The organism is Phycisphaera sp. (assembly GCA_025916675.1).
Classification (GTDB): Bacteria; Planctomycetota; Phycisphaerae; order Phycisphaerales; family UBA1924; genus JAHCJI01.
In genome coordinates, this window is sequence record CP098402.1 from 1,244,866 (window position 1) to 1,264,282 (window position 19,417).

Genomic DNA, 19,417 nt, shown 5'->3' on the forward strand with positions numbered 1-19,417 from the left:
CTACTTCCGCGAATCCTCGCGCTCGACCGCGATGCGCATTGCTGCCATCTGCTCGGACATCTCTTGCATGCGACGTTCCATCGCAGCGAGTTTTGCCCCAAGATCCTCTCCCTCACCACGCTGCTCGAGCATCGCCCTCGCGTTCTCGGTCTGAGCTTCGGTCATCGAACTGATGACCACGCCAATAAACAGATTCAGCACAATCATAGTTCCGAAAATCACGAAGCTAACGAAGTACAGTGCGGCAACAATCGGCATCGCCTGGGGCTCCGCATCGGGATACCGCTCGATGCCCGGGGGTGGGTACTGGGCCGAACCGAGGCTTTGCGTGTAGTACAAATCCGTCCAGTCTTCGAGCGTTACCGTGCGCAGAAGGCTGAACATGCTGTGCTGGAGTGTCCCGAAGTGGACCGGATCGTTCGCGCCAAACAACACCGTTCCCATGACACCATACACATAGAACAGGAGTAGGAGCAACAGTGTGACATAAATGATCGACGGGATCGCGTGCAGCAGCGCGATGACGAGGATGCGCAGCCTCGGCACAACCGTGATCAGCCGCAGCACCCGGAGCACGCGAGCAAGCCGTAGCACGGCCGCATATGGCCCACCGAGCGGCAGGAGGCAGATAGCCACGATCACGAAGTCAAAGACGTTCCAGCCGCTCAAGAAGAAACGCCAGGGCCTGGGCCAGTGGGCACCGATCCGCACGGCGAGTTCCACGACGAAGATGCCGATGATCAGCTTGTCGAGCGCAAGCAGCAGCGTGCCGATTCGGTTCGTGATCGCCGGATAGGTTTCGAGTCCCACGTTGATCGCCGCGACGAGGATGACGCCGACGATGACCGCTTGGAACCACCCTGCCTCTGCGATGCTGCGAAGCCGCTTGACGAGTGAGCCTTGGGTGGGCGTACCAAAGTAGGGTTCCGTGGCATCCATCGGCTTACGCGATCCTCGGATCGACCCACCGATATAGCACGTCGACGGCCAGGTTGAAGAGCACCAGCATCGTCGCGAACACCAGCACCACGCCGATGATCAGGAACAGGTCCTTGTTCTGCACGCCATTAACGAAGTGCTGGCCCATGCCCGGCACGTTGAAGACGCGCTCGACAATGAACGAGCCGGTCATCGCCAGGGCCGCCGCGGGGCCAAGATAGCTCAGCACGGGCAGGAACGCGTTTTTCAGTGCGTGCCGGATCAATACCACGCGCTCGCTCACGCCCTTGGCCCTCGCCGTGCGGACATAGTCGGTCGCCAGCGCGTCGATCATGCCCATGCGTGTCAATCGGGCGATGTACGCCGCGAACGGCAGGCTCAGCGTGATGGCCGGCAGCAGCATGTCCAGTGGCCCAGAGCTGGAGCCCACGTCACCGATGCCGAGCCAGACCGGGAACACGAGCAGCAGCACCGTCCCGATCACGAAGCTCGGCAAGCTAATCCCGATCAGCGCTACTACAAGAGTCCCCAGATCCACCATCGAGTTGGGTTTCACCGCGCCGACTATGCCAGCGATCACGCCCACGCCCAGGGCGATCAGGATCGCGATCGACCCAAGCGTGATCGATACCGGCAGCGAGTCGCGCACGATCTCGTTCACCGTCCAGTCCTCGTATTCCAGGCTGGGCCCGAAGTCGAACACGTATCGCTTGGGCGGCGCCTGGCCCTCGGCCTGGGCACGCGTGCGCTCGCGCTCGATCTCGCCGCTTTGCCAATCGGTGAGGTACTTGAAGCCGGTCGCGCTGGAAAGGTACGACCAGTAGAAGTTGCCGAAGCTGTCGAGGTTGTACTGCTTCTTCATCGCCTCGATGACCTCGGGCTTGGGCTGGCGGCCCTCGGGGTTCTCGAGCGGGTTACCCGGGATCGCCCACGCGAGGCTGAGCGTGAGGGTGTAGATCACCAGTACGATGATCGGCAGTTGCACCAGCCGGCGAACGATGAGACCGAGCATGCGCCTACTTCCCCTTCTCTTTGGCAGGCTGGGCTTCGGCAGGCCTGGTCCGTAGCGCAAACAACTCGTCCCGATCGAGGATCGCGGTTTCGATGCCCCGCGGATCGATCCCCGCTCCGACCGACGAAGGGGGCAGTGGCGGCATCGTCAGCACCCGGTCGGTCCCCTTCCCATCGCCCAGAATATCGAAGAGGTACACGTTCTGCTCTGTTCTCGGGTGAGAGTTCAGCCCACTCAGCGTGTCAGGATCGAAGAGGTACACGTTCATGTAGTGGAACAATGGGACCATCGGCAGATCCTCGTCCATTGTGATCCGCTCGGCCTCGCTCAGCATGGCCATCCGCTTCTCGGAATCGAGCTCCACCGCTGCTTTGTCGAGCAACTCCTCGTAGCGAGGATTGTGGTACTTGCGGTCGTTGTTGCCGTCGTCGATGCGGTTGATGTCCAGGAACGTCGTCGGGTCGCCGTAGTCTCCGTACCAGCCCGCCCGGCTGACCATGTACCGCTGCTTCTTCAGGTCGTCGCGGAAGACCTTGATTTCTTTCTGTGCCAGCCGAACGCTCACGCCCAGATACTCCTGCCAGTTCTTCTGCACCACCTGGGCGATCAGGTCGTGCCCACCGTCCTTGTTGAACAGGATCTCGATCGTCGGCACGTCGGCCGGCGTGGCGTACCCCGCGTCGACCAGGAGTTGGCGAGCCTCGGCGATGATCTCCTGCTTCTCGGCCTCGCTGGTGGCATCGCTCACGCACCGAAGCCCACCGGGGCTGGTATACCCACCGATGGATCCCTTGGGGATGATCGTCCGCGCGACCGGGTTGCCCAGCCGCTGCACGTCTTCCACCAGGCTCTGCTTGTCCACCGTCATCGCGAAGGCCCGCCGCACGCGCGCATCCGCGAACGGATTCGGTTGCCCTCCGGGCAACGTCGGCAGGCAGTTGAAGTTGTACCAATAGGTCCCGAACGCGGTGACGGCGTGGATGTCCTTGCGGGGGTCGTCGGGCAATTGGCGATCGATCTCGAAGACGTCCAGGCCCTGGGCCCGCAGCGCGTCGTACTCCGCCCGGTTCTCCTCGTAGAACAGCATCTTGTCGGCCAGCATGTCGGCCCGGTACGCCGGCGTCACGTCGCTCACCCAATCGACCACGCCCGAGGAGTACGCCAGCACCGCCGCGTTGGGGTCGTTGATGGAAGGGGTGCTGATCGTGTCGAGGTTCAGCGAGTCGAGATCCCAATAATGGGGGTTCTGCTCGAACCGCATGTCGCGCTTGAACCGCCAACTCGTGAGCATGTAGGGGCCGTTGCTTACCAGTTCCGGCGGCTTGGTCCATCCGGTCTTGGCCTGGATGAACCCGGTTTCGGTGTCCACGCTCTCATACTGCCGGACGAGCGGCGGGTAGACTGGATAGAACACGGCGAACGCCAGCAGATCGAGAAAGTATGGCGTGGGCAGTTCCAGCTTCACCCATAGCGTTCGGTCGTCGATCGCGCGAACGCTCACCATCTCGTCGAACTTCACGAGTGCTTCTTCCCACAGCGCCTCAGCCGCTAGCCTGCGATCCTCACCCCTCAGTTCGCTTTCGGCGAACTCGTCGAGCTGGGCCTGCCGCCAATCGGCGTACGCGCTGGCGCCTTGGATGAGCTGGAACAGCTTCGTGTAATCGGCCGCAGTATCGGGCAGCAGCGCGCGCCGCCAGCTATATACGAAATCGCTGGCGATGACCGGCTCACCGTTGCTCCACTTCGCATCTTCTCGGATGTGGAAGGTGTATTCGAGCCCATCGTCGCTCACCTCCCACCGCTCGGCTGCCGCGGGGATGATCGCGTAGTCGTGGGTGAACACGTCGTTGGCCACCAGCCCCTGGAACAGGATCCGGGCCACGCGAAGGTCCTGCATCCAGCTCATCTTCTGGAGGTCGAGCGTGTTCACGTCGCCGCGATTGACGAAGGCAAAGTCGGCGCGGGGCATGGGCCGATCGGTGACCAGCGTGGCAGCCACCACCAGCACCAGCAGGATCACGGGCGCGAGGATCTTCAGCATGGCAGACTGTACGACGCTGAAAGCAAGCCGGCGCGTCAGGATCGAGCCGAGACGGAATTAGCCGTCGGTGTTGAAGCGATCCCGCGGCATGCGGAATTGGTTGCCCAAGAGGCGGATCAGGTCGTTGGTTGCCCGCTGGAAGCCGTTGCCGCCGTCCTGGGGCGCGTTGGCGAAGTTGCCCGCGAGATCCAAACCACGCAGGTTACTCTGGACGGCGGGATCCAAGGTGAGCAGCGTTGGCATCGTGCCGGCAACGCGAATGGCGGTCTCCACCGCGTTCCGCGTGCCTTCGGCATCGGCTCCGTCCAGGGTACCGGCTCGCTCGGCTCGAACGTAGCGGAAGCCGAGAGCCCCGGCCCTGCCGTACATCTCCAGGATCTCGTCCCGCCATGCGGTCGAAACATTCCCACGCCGCTGCGTGATCGCGCCGCGGATCTCGGCCATCGCACGCAAGAGAGGTGGCACGCGCGCACCGAGTTGGTCGTCGATCGGGAGCGTGTTCAATCGCTCGCCAACGGCCTCGGTCAGCCGCTCGCCCGACCTGGCGCCGAAGCCGGCGATCGCAGCCTCGGGCACCGAAATCGCCTCGATCAGTGCTTTGGCGGCCGCGTCGAGCATGCTGCGATCGTTCGACGAGCCAAGCACAGCGGCCAGCGCGACCACGGCCTGATCGCCAACCTGGGCCTGAAAGGCCACCGGTGCAATCCCAGCGACACGAAACGCGTTGCCCAGCCCCGCCACCGACGAGAACCTGATCGCGACTTGTTGGCCCTGGATCGCCAGCGTCAGCGACCGCACGGATCGATCGGTACCGAGCCAGCCCGACAGCAGTGCCGCGTTGACGCCGCGGAACACGTCGTCCCCGTTCATTGCAGCCTGGAGCTGCGCCCCGATGGCCCGATCCATCGCCAGGCGGAAGCTCGCCGTCGTCTCGGCACGCAGCAGTGGCTCGACGAGGCGCCGCCGAGCATCGCGGGCGTCGTCGGGGGCCTCGCCGTCGACCAACGCCCAATTGGCCAGCGTCCAGTTGGCGATGGTTTGCTCTTCCGAAGGGCTCAGGCTCGACTTGGAATGCAGGTCGGCCGGAAGGTCGTTCTGGCCAAACGCAAGTGCGCCCGGCATGATCGCCAGCATGACCGCCAAGATTCGCGGCAGGGTTCCTCGCAAGGGCTGGCTCCTTTTCGCCAAACGCAATCCACAAATCAGGGCCTTGATGGCCCAGGAACGATCGGCTGAACAGCCGTCAGAGGCTGTCCGGTACGCCAACCCCAGGCCCAACGGTTCCAGGGGGCCCCAAACCTAGTCGAACTGGGCGGCACCGTCAATCTCACGCGATGCGGAACACGCTGGCTAGCATTCCGATCAAAAACCGTTCAAAATTTCTTAGTAGACCTCAAGGAACACCCGCCGCGTCGGCTTCACCTGCCGATGCACCATCTTCCGCGTCCATGCGCTCACGTCGCCGGCAACATCCGGGTCGATGGTCAGGTACCGCCCGAGCCACTCCGGCGGCAGTGTCCGAGCCAGCCCCTGCACTATTCCAAGGTCCATGCCGAGCAGTCCGCAGGCGTACACGAGCCCGCGCTCGTTGCAGAGCACATCACCCAGCGTGTCCAGGTGGGTCTCCAGCCGATCCTGCACGTAGCAGCCCGGCGAGGCATCCCGGTGCGCGTGGCGGCTCACCGTGGGCAGGTACGTGAAGTTCGCGTGCTTGTCTGCCAGCTCGGTAAGCATCTGGTCGTAGATGAGGTCCGTCTCGTACGGCGCTCCCATGACCAGCGCGATGCGCCTCTGCGGAGCAGCCTTCAGCAGGTCCATCACCATGCCGCGGAACGGTGCGATGCCGGTGCCCGTCGCGAAGAACACGTAGTCGTGCTCGTCGGGGCGTGCTGGCAGCACAAAGCGCTTCCCATTCGGGCCGCTCAGCCGCAGCTCATCACCCGGCTTCAGGTCGCACAGGTAGTTGCTCGTGACGCCCACGTGCAGCCCGGGCCCCTCCGCGTTCTCATCGATCAGCCGCTTCACCGTGGTCGCGATCACGCCCCCGGAGCCATCTTCACCGGCGGAGGGCGAGGCGATCGAGTACAACCGCAGCGCGTGCGGCCGGCCACGGTGGTCTTGCCCCGGTGCATGGACCCCGAAGCTCTGCCCGGGCACGAACGATCCGGCCAGCGGCGTATCCGACACGTCGACCTCGACATGCCGCACAAACCCGGCGGCTCGGCGACCGGCGGTGCATCGCTCGTTCTTCACGACAACACCCACCGCCGGCTCTCTCGGGCCGGCGATGTGCATCTTCACTTCTGCCAGATCTGGACCGGGGTCGGCGTGGGTCACGTTTCCTGCTGTATTAACGGCTGTCATGGATGAACACGATAGGTTCGCGGTCCTCGGCCCGAGCGAAAACCGGCCTCTCAGCCGCCGATTTCACCGGTCGTTTCCATCGCATCGTCGTCCGGGGTTTCCTCGCCCATGTCCTGGTCCATAGGGTCGCCGGCCCCTTCAACGCGACCACCGAGACGCTCGATGGCCCGTTCCAGGTCATCGGCCGCCTCCTGCAGCGCGTCGCGCGTCTCGCCTTGGGCCCGGATGCGGCCGAACCCGCTCGCGGCGTCGCCGTACGCCTCGATCGCGTCCCGCTTCAACTCGTCGGCCTGCTGCGAGAGTTGATCCGCGATCGCCGACAGCCGGCGTCCCTGCTCGCCACCAATCCGGCCCGAGAGGCCGCTGAAGGTGTCGGCCGTGAGCATCAGGCTGCCGGCTCGGCGGGCCAGAAGGTCACCAAGCGAGCGAGAGGCTCCGGCCGCGACGAGAGCACCATCGGCCACCGGGGATCGGGCTCCACGCGCCGCGGACCGTGCCTTCTCAAGGGCCTGGCGCGCCTCGGAAACGGCGGCCTGGGCCTCGTTCTGGTGGAGGGCACCAACCTCGGCCGCCCGCGTCGCCAGTTCCGCCGAATATTCCCGGGCGAGCGCCTGCGCCTGCGAAGCATCATCGGCCGACCGCCGTGCCTGCTGGGCCACGTTCTCGCGCGCCTCGCTCAAGATCCCCAACTGGGCGTTGATCGCGTCGATCCGCACCCCGAACGCCTCGACCTGCGGCCGCAGAACCGACCGCTGAGCGTCGAGCGTGCTCGCCCGGACCTCGAGCCCATCGGCCCGCCTCCCGGTCTCGCAGGCCTGGGCGATCGTCTCGGCGGCGGCGATGGGGTTCTCGGTGAGTGCACGATCACGCAGCGCGCTCTCTTCGGCGCGGATCGTCGACACCTGGCCTTCGAGGTTCTCGATCTGCGAGCCCAGGCTCTCGATACGCTGCCGGAGATCCTGCTGCTGATCCTGAGCCGCGGCCAGGTCTTCTTGCAACGCGGAGGCCTGCTGATCGATCGCCGTTCGTTCGGCCGACGGGTCGTATCCACCGAGCACCTCGGCGGTCTGCTGGGCCGACGCGCGAGCGGTCTCGAGCGACATGATTCGGGTCAGCTTGGAACCGATCTCGTGCTCGAGTTCGGCCAGCTTGGTCATGGCCGGCCGGGCCTGGCCAAGCTCGATCTCGGACGCCAGGATCGACGCGATGGCCCGCTGCGTGTCCGTGCCGTCGCGGGCAGCAGGGGCCAGCTTGGCCGAGGTCGCCCGATACCCATCGGTGGCGAACGCGTCGTTGGTCGGAGGCACCGAGCCCGGGGAGATCGTGCGGAGCTGCGCGGACGCGTCGGACAATGCCGCTGCGCTCGGGTCTTGTTCTTCGCAGCCGGCCAAGCCCGAAGCCACCAGGGCCACTAAGCCGACCTGAGCGGCCAGAGCCGCGATCTTCATTCCACCGGAACGCTCTGCCACGCGATTTGCCATCCAAACGCCTCCAATACCCGTTCCAGCGGTGCGAATCACAGCGCCCGGGCAACCCGCCCGACGCGCTTCTGCGATGCCTGTTCGCCCGGACGGCCCGAGCGGTTCTCTGCGGCTCAGTCTAGGGCGGGCCCTTTAGCGCGGCCTGTTCCGCTCGCCCGGCCCAGATTCGGCATCGCCGGGCAGATCGGTTGGGGCTGGAGACTCGGCCTCGGGCTCGGATGCTGGGCCCTGGGTCTCGTCCGAATCGGGCGGGTACTCGATCGGATATTCCGGTCTGGGCTGGTACAACGATCGGATCCATGCCGTCGTGGCCCGCCAGCGTGAGTCTCCGGGCTTGGAGAAGGTCTCGCGCCACGCGTCCCCGCTTCCGCGGTCCGTGGGCACCTCGGGATGGGGGAACCTCGACCCTGTGCGCCGCAATCCGAGATGCAGGAGTGGGCTCTCGTCGGGCTTCTCCAGGTTGACGAGCGGCGTGCCGTCTTCCATCGTGGCCCGAGTCAGGATCAGGAAGTTCGTGTACGCCTGCGCCTCGCCGCGCGGGTTGCGATCTTCCAGCCTGAAGGAGCCCGCCTCCACCCCGCCGTGGCAGTTGGAGATCGCGCAGCCCGCCACCAGCCAATTGGTGACGTCGCGACGGAACGCTTTGAGCACGGGAGGATCGCTGAGGACCTTGACGGTGCTGTAAAAGTCCCGCGCCTTGAGCTCGAACATCAGCCGCAGCACCGCGAGAGGGTCGCCCGAGATCATCGTCTGCCGCCCTTCGGGTGTTTGCGGCACGCGCGGGTCTTCTCGATACGCCAGCAGAAAGTCCTGGATGTCTCGGCGTGAGATCCGGATGCGCGGCGGGTCGAGCAGGTCGATTTCGTAGACCCGGATCAGGTTCACCTGCTCGGGAGACAGCATCGGCAGGGGCTTCTCATTCGGCCCCCGTTCCCGTGGGACACCCTTGCCGCGTTGCTCGAACAGCTCGGCCTGGCCCCTCATCCTTCGGACCATGGCCGTGACACGAGGATCACGCGGTCGGTTCTGGTTCAGTTTCGCGGCTTCGTAATGGGCGACGTGGTACAACTCCTCGCCCTCAAGCCAGAGGACGAGCTGCTCGATGTGGCCGACGTCGGTGTCATCGATCTCCGCGCGCCAGTTGCGATATCTCGAAGCCAAGTCGGGCAGCCGAACGAGCCGCTCGATGCGCGATTGCCCGAACCGCGTCTCGATGCCGGCGATCTCAAGCGTCACGCCGTCGACCGTTTCGGAGACCAACTCCCCATCAATAAAGTCGCCGTTGCGGAACACAAGCCGCACCGGGGCCTTGGTGCCTTGCGTGCTGGCAAGCTGTTTCTCGGCCTTCTGCCTCAAGCTTTCTAAGTCATCGGCGGCTTGCTGGAAGAGACCACCAATCAGCGAGGGCAAGGGCACGCCCACGAGCGTGGGGCACATCGCCGCCAGGCCCATAGCCAGAGCCAACGCCAGGCTCCGGCGTGATCGACATCGTGGGGCACTCGTGTGCGAACGTACGTGCGACAAGGGTCCTCACCGAAGCTTGATCGACGCCAGGGCCAGTACCAAGAGCAGCACCCCAACGATCCACAGCCGTACAACCACCTTTGGCTCGGCCAGCCCGCTCAGGTGCAGGTGGTGGTGGTAGGGGGCACACAGGAAGATCCGCTTGCCCTGCCCCGAACGCTTCGTCCACTTGAAATACCCGACCTGGAGCACAACGGATGCGATCTCCAGCAGAAACACCCCGCACATGAGCAAGATTACGGCTTCCTGCCGCGTCACCAACGCGACATACCCGAACAGGCCACCAATCGGCAGCGATCCCGTGTCGCCCATGAACACCTGGGCCGGATAACCGTTCCACCATAGGAACCCAAGGCACGCCCCGAGCAACGCCCCGCCCAGCACGCTCAACTCCTCGGCCCCGGGCACGTAGGGGACCAGCAGCGTCTGGGCGGTCGCCTGCCAGCCCGCAACCATCGCCAACAGCACGGCACCCACGGCCACGATCGCGCTCAGCCCGCCCGCCAGCCCGTCCATGCCGTCGGTCATGTTCGTGGCATTGCTCAGACCGGCGATCATCAGCGTGCCGATCGTAACAAATACGCCGATAGGCAAGAACCAGACCCCGGAACTGATCTCTCCGCCGCCAGGCAAAGTCGTCCGCTGGAACGGCAGATTCAGCACATGAGCCATGTCCTGGCCCGAGCCCGAGTCGCCGTGCCGGAACACGAAGTACGAGAGCAACGCCCCCACGCCCAGTTGGAACAGGAGTTTCTCCCAGCTATGCAGCCCCTGACGCCCGCCCTCACGACGCGACGCCAGAATCTTCAGCACGTCGTCGGCCGCGCCGACGGCCGTCAGGCTCAGCAGGAGCAGGATGCCGGCCGTCACGTAAAAATTGCCGAGATCGCCCAGCAGGATCGTCGCCACCAGCACCGCCCCGCTGGTGAGCGCCCCACCCATCGTGGGTGTGTTTTTCTTCGAAGCCGCCCCACGACGCAGGGCCTCGGCGTCGGTCAATCCCGAATCTCCGATCTTGAACTTCACCAGCTGCGCGATCGTGGGCTTGCCAAAGAACAGCACCAGCACGAACGCCAGCACCGCCGCCGCGAGCGCCCGGAACTGCACCTGGTATAGCACCCGCGGGATGGCCATGAGCCACTCCGGCAGCCTGCCGTCGAGCACCGTGGTTAGCCAGTACAGCACCGCCTACGCCACCGCCGTCCGATCCAGGCCCTCGAGCAGCTTCTCGAAGGCCATCCCGCGCGACGCCTTCAACAAGACGACCGAACCCGGCATCGCCAACTCCACGACCGCTTCCCGAGCCTCGTCCACCCCGGCGAACCACGCGCCGGTGCCAGCCGCCTCAAACGCAGCGGTTGAACGCTCGCCGATGAACACGCACTCGTCGGCCGCGTTCGCGGCCAGCTCGCCCATCTGGCGGTGCCAGGCCTCCGAGTCGGATCCAAGTTCGAGCATGTCCCCGACCACCGCCACGGTGCGCCGCCCCTCGCCAACATCCGCCAGCGTGCGAAGCGCCGCCGCCATTGAGTCAGGATTCGCGTTGTAGCAATCCACGATCACCGTTGTACAGCCAACCTCTCGCACCGCCAGCCGCATCTCCGCCGGCTCGAATCGCTCCAGCCCATTGGCGATGTCAGAATCCTGCATCCCAAGCTCTCGCGCCGCCGCGATGACCGCAGCCGCGTTGTCAGCGTTGTGCAGCCCCGGTACGGGCAGCGTCCAATGGCTCCCGTCGGCCAACTCAAACCGCACACGACCAAGCTCGTGCCACGCCCGCTCGGGCGCAAACGCCACACTGCACGCACGGTGGAGCCAGGCCTCACCATCGGGCACGATGTTCTTCGCCGATGGCGCGAGCGCCGCGAGGGATTCGGAAAACTCCCGCCGCACGGCGTCCATCCCACCAAGCTCGCCCACGTGTGCCCGTCCCACGCTGGTCACGATCGCCACGTCGGGCCGTGCCAACCCAACATATCTTGCCAGAGCGCCGGGTTCCCCCTCGCCAAGCTCGCACACCAGCGCCTCGGCGGTAGGGGGGCAGTTCAGGATCGTCAGCGGCAGCCCCAGCGCGTTGTTGAACGACCGGGCCGACGCGTGCGTCGCCATCGCCCGCTTGAGCACCGCCTCCAGCATGCGCACCGTCGTGGTCTTGCCGTTGCTGCCCATGACCGCGACGACCCGCGCCGAGATCAACGTGCGATGGTGCTTGGCCACCCCCCACAACGCCGCGCGCACGTCGGCGACTCGGAGCACGGCCAATCCAGATGGCACTTCAACCTCACGCTCCACAATCGCGACGCTCGCCCCACGCTCGGCGGCTTGCGGCAGGAAATCGTGACCATCAACCCGCGTGCCCGGGATCGCGAAGAACGCCTGCCCCGCCCCGAGCGATCGCGTATCGATGCTCGCGCCGGTCACGGCGCCCGCACCCTTGGAGAGCCACTGGCCGTCGAGCAAACCGGGGAGTAATTCCAGCGGGATCATCGCACACCCCCGGCCACGGCCGACCGCTTCCGTAACGCGGCTCGTGCGATCACCCGATCATCAAACTCCCGCCTGCACGAACCCCCGGCACCATCAGGAATGATCTGATAATCCTCGTGACCCTTGCCGGCGATCACCACCACGTCATGCGCGTCGGCCTGCGAGATCGCCAGGTGGATCGCCGCCTCCCGATGCACGTCGCTGGCCGTCCACACGCCGTCCTGCACACCCGAGAGCACCTGATCCAGGATCGACCGCGGCTCTTCCGTCCGCGGGTTGTCGCTGGTGACCACCACCCGGTCGGCCAGCCTTCCCGCGACCGCGCCCATGCGCGGCCGTTTCGTGCGATCTCGATCGCCGCCACAGCCAAAGACGATCCAGAGCTTGCCCTCGCCCGTACGGCCCGCCACCGCGGTGAGCGCCTTCTCGAGCGCGTCGTCGGTGTGCGCGTAGTCCACCAGCACGCGCGGCCCATCGACGCCCTCGACCAGCACGTGCTCCAGCCTACCCGGGGGCGGCATGAGCGAGGGCAGCGCCGCCTCGATCGCCTCGCGCGACAAGCCAAGGTCGTGCGCCGCCGTGACGGCCTGCAACGCGTTCATCGCGTTGTGGTTGCCAACCAGCGAGAGCCGCGCACCGACTTCGCCCCACGGCCCGACCATGGTGATCCGGCTCTGCAACCCTTCGGCGACCACACGTGCTGTCGCATCGCCCTCGCCGCCCATCGAGCACCGCAGCACCCGCGCCCGGCAATCACGCAGCATCCGTTCGCTCGCCGGGTCATCGACATTCACGATCGCCAGCGCGTCGGGCGACAGGCCCTCGAACAACCGCGCCTTCGCCGCCGCGTACGCGTCCATCGACCCGTGGTAGTCCAGGTGATCGCCGCTCAGGTTCGTGAAGACCCCGGCACGGAACGACAGCCCACCCGTTCGCCCCTGGTCCAGAGCGTGGCTCGAAACCTCGATCGCCGCCGCATCGCACCCGTGCCCGACCATCCGAGCAAGCGAGGCGCTGACGTCCTCGGCCGCCGGCGTGGTCAACTCGGCCGCCCTCGCCCCGGCCCCCTCGTCGATCTCGATCGTCCCGATCATCCCGCACTTCCGCCCGCCGGCGTTCATCAAGTGCCGCAGCAGCCAGGCCACCGTTGTCTTGCCATTGGTGCCGGTGATGCCGACGAGCCCTAGCCGAGAACTCGGCGAGCCAAACCACCGCTCGGCCAGCACCGCGCCCACTGTCGCCGGCACATCGCTCACCAGCGAGACGGCAGCATCGACTCGCCCACGACCCAGCACCGCCACCGCCCCACGCTCCAGGGCCTGGGCGACAAAGGCGCACCCATCTTGCTTCGTCCCCGGACGCGCCACGAACAGCCACCCCGGCTCCACCCTCCGGCTGTCCTCGGTCACGCCCGAAACACGAACATCCGCCGAGCCATGCACGGTGATCGGGAGGCCACGGATGAGGTCGCTGAGCAGCATCGGTTCTCTCGACGGTACGAACCCCAAACCATCGGCCACGCCCGCTCGAAATGCGGACATTTCCGAAGGACCGCTCAAGGCAGCACCAGCATCGCATCGCCATACGAGTAGAACCGGTACTCCGCCTCGATCGCGCAGGCGTACACCGCCTGCAACTGCTCCACACCCCCGGGCAGTAACGCCGCCACCATCGACATGAGCGTCGAGCGTGGCAGGTGGAAGTTCGTCACCAACGCGTCCACCAGCCGCCATTGGTACCCAGGGGTGATGAGCAGGTCGGTCTCCAGCCAGCCCCCGCCTGCTCCAGCGCTGGCCTCCGCGGTCCGCGCAGCGGTGGTGCCCACCGCCACGACCCGATGCCCATCCCGATTCGCGTCCGCCAGATCGCTCATGACCGCTTCGGGAGCATGGCATAGCTCCCGATGCATCGGGTGGTCCTCCACGACCTCGGTCTCGACTTCGCGGAACGTGCCGGCCCCCACGTGCAGCGTCACGTCCCGCCGCACCACGCCTCGGCCGGCCAACGCCCCGAGAACCCCCGGCGTGAAGTGCAGCCCAGCCGTCGGTGCCGCCACCGACCCCGTAGCGGCCGGGTCGGCGTACACCGTTTGATAGCGATCAACATCCCCCTCGGTCTGGTCCTCGCCGCCGCCAGCGCGACGGGCGCTCCTGATATACGGCGGCAGGGGCACCCGCCCGACCTCACCCAACACCGCCATGCTGTGCGCCGCGAACGCCTCGGCACCCTCCCAGGACCCAACCAGCCGCACCAGCCACGCGCCCGGCAAGTCGTCATGCCGCTTCACCAACTCGATCGCGTGAGTCGAGGGCTCTCCGGCTCTATCCAACAACCCGATCTCGGCCCCGGGCCTGAACCGCCGCGCCTTCACCATGCACACCCACAGCCCCGGCTCGGGGCCGAACTCCAGGAATAGCCCCTCGACCTTCCCGCCCGTGTCTCGTCGGACGCCCTGGAGCCGGGCCGGGATCACCCGGCTGGTGTTCACGACCAGCCGATCCCCCGCATCGAGATACCCCGGCAGATCCCGAAACACCGCGTGCTCGGGCTCGGCCGCCCCTCGCACCACCAGCAGCCGGGCGCTATCGCGAGGCTCGGCGGGAACTGTCGCGATCAACTCGCGGGGCAGGTCATACTCGAGGTCTCGCGTTCGCAGCATGTGGTCCTCACGCAACGCCCAAGTGTTGCGAGGGGGCATCATTGACACCCCGGCCCAGTGCCATCGGCCCAGAAACACCCCGCTAGCAGCCCGAAATCGCGGCTCTTATCGGCTCTGGCACGTCCACCGATCCGTGGCACAGTGGTTTCAAGGCATTGGGCATGTCCGGCGTTGCCGACATCCCGGCCGGCCTCCATCACGGGGCCCACCAGCCCCTCCGCTTCGGGGAGTACCTCCAGCGGATCAACCGGGGCGAGCAGATCCAGCGGGCGGCCGAGCGGCGCAGCGCGGCGGCGGCAGGCGGGGAGGAATGCCGCCACACGTGCCACGCCCCGGCCGCCCGGCAGGACGGCACACCCAGGCTCGCCGAGGTCAGCCCCGTGCCCGTGCCCTACGCGCCACCGATCCGCCTCACCCCGCCGGTCACCATCCAGCAACTCCTGCCCACAGGCTCGATCATCGACGTCACCGTCTGAGCCAGCCCCCTACGCCAGCCGGCTAAACTGGCCCGGTGGTCATCTTCCCGCCCGAAACCCGCCCCTACCCGGCCACGCGCCACCAGAGCGGCCCCGCCCGGTCGGCGGTGTTCTTCGACCGCGACGACACCCTCATCGAGAACGCGACCCTGCCTCCAGAAGCCCTGGCTGGGAAACTGGGAGACCTGGCCGATCCGGCGTGGGTTCGACCGCTGCCCGGCGCCGCCGATGCCTGCCGTCGCGCCCGGGAACTGGGCTACGCCGTCATCATCGTGACCAACCAGGGCGTCGTCGCCCGCGGCGGCGCGACGCTCGCCCAAGTCGAAGCCACCTGCCAGCGCACACTCGACTTGCTCGGCCCCGGTATCGAGGCCGGCCTGGCCTGCCCCTTCCACCCACAGGCCAACGGCCCTGCCGAATTCTGCCGCGAACACGATTGGCGTAAGCCCCAGCCCGGCATGCTGCTCGCCGCCGCCGAACTCTTTAACCTCGACCTCGCCCACTCCTGGATGGTCGGCGACGCCCAGCGCGACATCGACGCAGGCCTGGCCGCGGGTTTGCCCCAAACCCAGTGCCTCCTCGTTGGCAATACACTCGATCTCACCCAGGTGATGGATCGCATCGCCCAAACCCCAGCACCCACGCATGGCTGAGGCGGTGGGGGATCGGGACCGCCGGCTGCTGATCGTCCTGCCCTCGTGGGTGGGCGACGCCGTCATGGCCACGCCCGCCCTGCGCCTCATCCGAGACACGCTCCCCGGCTGGTACATCGGTGCCATATGTAGGCCCGGCATCGACCAGGTGCTCGCCGGTCTGGATTCTCTCGACGAGGTCCACATCGCGCCGACCACCGGCGTGCTCGGGCCAAAGCGCGTGGCCGCCCAGCTCCGTCCCCGTCGCTACGCCGCCGCCCTCCTGCTCACCAACTCGTTCTCCACCGCGCTCGCCACCCGCGTCGCCGGCATCCCCATGCGCCTGGGCTACGAGCGCGACGGCCGGGGCTTGCTCCTAACCCACCGGCTTACAGCTCCGAAGCGCGAGGGCGGCGGCTGGGCCATCGTGCCCGCCGTTGCGTACTACCACCACGCCGCGCGCGCCTTGCTGGATGTTCTCGCCGATCGCCAGGTCAACGCCACGGCCCCCATCGAGCCCTTGCCCGCGCGCGCCAGGCTCGAACTCGTCGCCACCGACGCCGACATTATCAAAGCCGCCGACGTGCTCACCAAGGCCGGCATCGATCCCGAAACCAAGCTCGCCGTCCTCAACCCCGGCGGCAACAACACCGCCAAACGCTGGCCGCCCGATCGTTTTGGCCAGCTCGCCGACTGGCTGCTCGAAGCCCACGGCCTGACCAGCGTCATCAACGCCTCGCCTGCCGAGGCGGAAATCGCCGCCGCCGTGCGCGCCGCGTCGCGTTGCGGGCCCCCAAACCTTGCCGATCACGGCGGCTCGCTCGCCTCGCTCAAAGGGGTGCTCGCGCGTTCAAGCCTGATGGTCACCAACGACACCGGCCCCCGCCACATGGCCGCCGCCCTGAGCGTACCCGTTGTGAGCCTGTTCGGGCCGACCGACCACCGCTGGACCACCATCCCCACGCCCGCCGGCGAGCAACTCGTGCTGGCCGATCCGGACCTACCCGAGGGCCAGACCGCCAACGACGACCCGCAGCGCAGCCGCGTCGACCGCATCACCCTCGATCGCGTGCAGCAGGCCGTCGATTTGGTGCTCAACACCAACCACGCACCTGCCGATGGGGGTGGTGAGGGAGGGCTGGCCCCGGGCCGGTGACCCCGGCTACTATCGTGGCCTTGCACGGGAGGGGCCCAGCGGCCACGCCCGTGGGACAATCAGGAACTGTCGGGGGCGTAGCTCAGCTTTGGTAGAGCGCTTCCATGGCATGGAAGAGGTCGTCGGTTCGAGTCCGGTCGCCTCCACTCGACAGCCGGGCCCGTTTGGGCCCGGTTTTGTTTTGGATTGATCGGAATCGAGGCCTCCCGCGTCGGTGGCGGGCGTGGCGCGATCATCGTAGCGTCGGGCCACGATCGTCCATCCCTCAAGGAGGCCCCATGCCCGACACACCCGACACGCCAAAGACCATCCGCGCCGAGAAACTCCTCGCCGAACTCAACCGCCTTCGCCAAGACCTCGACAAGGACCCCGCCGACCTGGAGTGGGCCACCCTGCATCACGTCTTCTGCTTCATCAGCTACAAGACCGGAGAGTTCCAGAAGTATCTGGATGAGGAGGCGGCGAAGGGGGCGTTTGAGGAATTGGAGTAGGGCAACGAGGCCTGGCACGAGTTAGGGCTCTTGCCACGGTCTGGAACTTCTACTCGTTATTCGGCGTACAATTGATCGCTTCCGCGAAGCGCACGCCCCAGGCCGGGACCAAAACCCCGCCCCCGGCGAAAGCGGCCGCGGCGACCGTCGGGCAACTCCCGGCGGGCGGTGTGCCCGGGCTCTCAACACGCCCGGGGAAAGAGCCCGACGGCGTTCCCTGCTTCGTACTGGGGAGCGCGGCGGCCGGGCAGGTTTGGCCCGAAGAGGCCCGTGCGAAAAGGAGGTGATCCAGTGTCGAATCTCAGTCAGGATCTCAACATGAGGTCCAACGACAGGACGCTGCGTCGCTGACGCCGGACCGGAGGCCCTTGTGGTCGAGCAGGTCCGGCTCCGCGCGGCGTCGCGCGGGCTTGGCTCCTGCGGAAGCACAGGACGCAAGACCCGACGGCCGGCCCCCACACGGGGCCGGCCTTTTTCGTGCGCCCCCACACCACGCTCGCGTACGCTCGGGGATGCCCGCCCCGGCTCCGGACATGTCGCTGGCCAACGCCGTCACCGTTGACGACGTGCGCGCGGCGGCAGGGCGGATCGAAGACAAAGTGCGCTACACGCCGGTGCTCGAAGGCACCCCCATCGACGCCATGCTCGACCGCCAACTTGCCGGCCACGGCCCGAAGGTCGTCTTCAAGTGCGAGAACCTCCAGCACACCGGCGCCTTCAAGCTCCGCGGCGCGACCAACGCGCTCTTGCAACTCGACAAGAGCACGAGCGGCGTCCTGACCTACAGCAGCGGCAACCACGCCCAGGCCATCGCCCGCGCCGGTGTCGACCTCGGCGTACCCACCGTCATCGTCATGCCGACCAACGCGCCGCAGATCAAGCTCGACGCCACGAAGCGCGAGATTCATCGGGGGCAAGAGCGCGGCCACGATAGCTCCCGCATCGTGCTCTATGACGCGCAGACCCAAGTCCGCGAAACCGTCGGCGGCACGATCGCCAAGGACGAGGGCCTCACCATCATCCCGCCGTACGACCACCCCCACGTCATCGCCGGCCAGGGTACGGCAGCCCTCGAATTACTCGATCGTTCCGGGCCGATTGACATGATTCTGGCTCCTTGCGGCGGTGGGGGCTTGCTCAGCGGAACGGCCATCGCCGCCAAGAGCGTGTGCCCCCACTGCGTTGTCATCGGCGTCGAGCCCGCGGCCGCCGACGACGCGGCTCGCAGCTTCCGCAGCGGCGTGCTCCACAGCGTGCGCAACCCCGACACCATCGCCGACGGCACTCGCACCCCAAGCCTGGGCCGCTACACCTTCCCGCTCGTGCTCAAACACGTCGATCGCTTCGTGACCGTCGAAGAAGACGAGATCATCGCCGCCATGCGATTGGTGATGGACCGCCTCAAGCTCGTCGTCGAGCCCTCGGGCGCACTGGGCCTGGCCGGCCTGCTGCGGCTGGCTCACGAGGAACCGGGCTCGGTGGCCGACCGTCGCGTTGGAATTATCTTCAGCGGCGGGAACGTTGATCTCGACACGATCCAGGGCCTGGCTTAGCGACGCTTCGTAGTTTTCTTGCTCGCAGCCTTCTTCGACACCTTCTTGGTGGTCTTCTTCGAAGTTTTCTTGGCGACCTTCTTAGCTGTCGTCTTGCTGCTGTTCTTCGAGACCTTCCCGTTCATCCCCTTCGGACCATCGGGCCGCACACTGTCGTAGTGCTCGATGAACCCCTTGGCCTTCATCTTCTTGACCGCCTTGCCCAGCACGTCCAACGGCACGTCCTCGAGTTTCTTGACGCGGATGCAGCTCTTGCCCATATCCAGCTTCTTGCCGCTCGCCTTCCAGGCGTCGACGAACCACTCGCGTAGCTCGTCGTCCTGGTAGATGCAGAAGAGGTAGATCCCGATGTGATTCTTCTGGCTGGCCACGCTCGCGAACGGCAACGGCTGATTGGCGTCGCAGTGGTAGCCCGCCGGATACACGCTGTGCGGCACGAACCACGCCGGCATGCCATACTGCATGCCTTCGGCGAACTTCGTATCGATGTTCTTGTTCACCACCGCACGGATCGCCTCTAGAGCCTCCCGGCGATCGGCGGGCAGAGCCTTGAGATACGCTGCAATCGTTGTCGGTTTCGTGTCAGCCATCTCGATGCCACT

Annotated in this window: 17 protein-coding genes and 1 tRNA gene; 6 read left to right on the top strand and 12 right to left on the bottom strand. The window is 66.4% G+C overall.

Going from position 1 to position 19,417, the window contains the following annotated elements; translation table 11 throughout:
• The 11 genes from NCW75_05340 to queA all read right to left on the bottom strand — a co-directional run bounded on the left by NCW75_05340 (position 1) and on the right by queA (position 14,507).
• Positions 1-939, bottom strand: coding sequence for an ion transporter (locus NCW75_05340; GenBank protein ID UYV13708.1), 939 nt, complete (start codon positions 937-939; stop codon positions 1-3).
• A 4-nt stretch (positions 940-943) separates the two neighbouring features.
• On the bottom strand, positions 944-1,951 hold the full coding sequence (locus NCW75_05345; protein ID UYV13709.1) for an ABC transporter permease: 1,008 nt from the start codon (positions 1,949-1,951) through the stop codon (positions 944-946).
• A gap of 4 nt (positions 1,952-1,955) precedes the next feature.
• Positions 1,956-3,992 (bottom strand): peptide ABC transporter substrate-binding protein, encoded by a 2,037-nt coding sequence (locus NCW75_05350; protein ID UYV13710.1) that lies wholly within the window; start codon positions 3,990-3,992, stop codon positions 1,956-1,958.
• Positions 3,993-4,049: 57 nt separating this feature from the next.
• Positions 4,050-5,159: a hypothetical protein gene (locus NCW75_05355; protein ID UYV13711.1), complete on the bottom strand. Its 1,110-nt coding sequence runs from the start codon at positions 5,157-5,159 to the stop codon at positions 4,050-4,052.
• 216 nt (positions 5,160-5,375) lie between these two features.
• The gene (locus tag NCW75_05360; protein UYV13712.1) at positions 5,376-6,356 is read right to left on the bottom strand and encodes a hypothetical protein; all 981 of its coding nucleotides are present in this window, start codon (positions 6,354-6,356) and stop codon (positions 5,376-5,378) included.
• Positions 6,357-6,406: 50 nt separating this feature from the next.
• Positions 6,407-7,837 carry a hypothetical protein gene (locus tag NCW75_05365; GenBank protein ID UYV13713.1) on the bottom strand — a complete coding sequence of 477 codons (1,431 nt, stop codon included), beginning with the start codon at positions 7,835-7,837 and terminating at the stop codon, positions 6,407-6,409.
• Positions 7,838-7,969: 132 nt separating this feature from the next.
• Complete coding sequence (locus tag NCW75_05370) at positions 7,970-9,301, bottom strand: hypothetical protein (GenBank protein UYV13714.1); 1,332 nt, start codon at positions 9,299-9,301, stop codon at positions 7,970-7,972.
• A 66-nt stretch (positions 9,302-9,367) separates the two neighbouring features.
• Positions 9,368-10,546 (bottom strand): phospho-N-acetylmuramoyl-pentapeptide-transferase, encoded by a 1,179-nt coding sequence (gene mraY, locus NCW75_05375; GenBank protein ID UYV13715.1) that lies wholly within the window; start codon positions 10,544-10,546, stop codon positions 9,368-9,370.
• A gap of 3 nt (positions 10,547-10,549) precedes the next feature.
• Complete coding sequence (gene murF, locus NCW75_05380; GenBank protein ID UYV13716.1) at positions 10,550-11,848, bottom strand: UDP-N-acetylmuramoyl-tripeptide--D-alanyl-D-alanine ligase; 1,299 nt, start codon at positions 11,846-11,848, stop codon at positions 10,550-10,552.
• Entirely contained in the window at positions 11,845-13,329 is a 1,485-nt protein-coding gene (locus NCW75_05385; GenBank protein ID UYV13717.1) for a UDP-N-acetylmuramoyl-L-alanyl-D-glutamate--2,6-diaminopimelate ligase, read from the bottom strand. The genes murF and NCW75_05385 overlap by 4 nt, the downstream gene beginning before the upstream one ends.
• Before the next feature lie 74 nt (positions 13,330-13,403).
• Positions 13,404-14,507 (bottom strand): tRNA preQ1(34) S-adenosylmethionine ribosyltransferase-isomerase QueA, encoded by a 1,104-nt coding sequence (gene queA, locus NCW75_05390; protein ID UYV13718.1) that lies wholly within the window; start codon positions 14,505-14,507, stop codon positions 13,404-13,406.
• 161 nt (positions 14,508-14,668) lie between these two features.
• On the opposite strand from queA, the gene NCW75_05395 reads away from it, so the two are divergent.
• The 6 genes from NCW75_05395 (at position 14,669) to NCW75_05420 (ending at position 18,815) form a co-directional block, all read left to right on the top strand.
• On the top strand, positions 14,669-14,983 hold the full coding sequence (locus NCW75_05395) for a hypothetical protein (protein UYV13719.1): 315 nt from the start codon (positions 14,669-14,671) through the stop codon (positions 14,981-14,983).
• 35 nt (positions 14,984-15,018) lie between these two features.
• Positions 15,019-15,636 (top strand): HAD-IIIA family hydrolase, encoded by a 618-nt coding sequence (locus tag NCW75_05400; GenBank protein UYV13720.1) that lies wholly within the window; start codon positions 15,019-15,021, stop codon positions 15,634-15,636.
• Positions 15,629-16,771 carry a glycosyltransferase family 9 protein gene (locus NCW75_05405; protein ID UYV13721.1) on the top strand — a complete coding sequence of 381 codons (1,143 nt, stop codon included), beginning with the start codon at positions 15,629-15,631 and terminating at the stop codon, positions 16,769-16,771. The genes NCW75_05400 and NCW75_05405 overlap by 8 nt, the downstream gene beginning before the upstream one ends.
• 71 nt (positions 16,772-16,842) lie before the next feature.
• Positions 16,843-16,917 (top strand) — tRNA-Ala (locus NCW75_05410).
• Between the two features lie 132 nt (positions 16,918-17,049).
• Positions 17,050-17,262, top strand: a complete 213-nt coding sequence (locus tag NCW75_05415) for a hypothetical protein (GenBank protein ID UYV13722.1) — start codon at positions 17,050-17,052, stop codon at positions 17,260-17,262.
• 512 nt (positions 17,263-17,774) lie between these two features.
• Positions 17,775-18,815, top strand: a complete 1,041-nt coding sequence (locus tag NCW75_05420) for a pyridoxal-phosphate dependent enzyme (GenBank protein UYV13723.1) — start codon at positions 17,775-17,777, stop codon at positions 18,813-18,815.
• On the opposite strand, the gene NCW75_05425 is transcribed toward NCW75_05420, so the two are convergent.
• Positions 18,812-19,405: a DUF1801 domain-containing protein gene (locus tag NCW75_05425; GenBank protein UYV13724.1), complete on the bottom strand. Its 594-nt coding sequence runs from the start codon at positions 19,403-19,405 to the stop codon at positions 18,812-18,814. The two genes, NCW75_05420 and NCW75_05425, sit on opposite strands and share 4 nt — an antisense overlap.
• Positions 19,406-19,417: the final 12 nt, after the last annotated feature.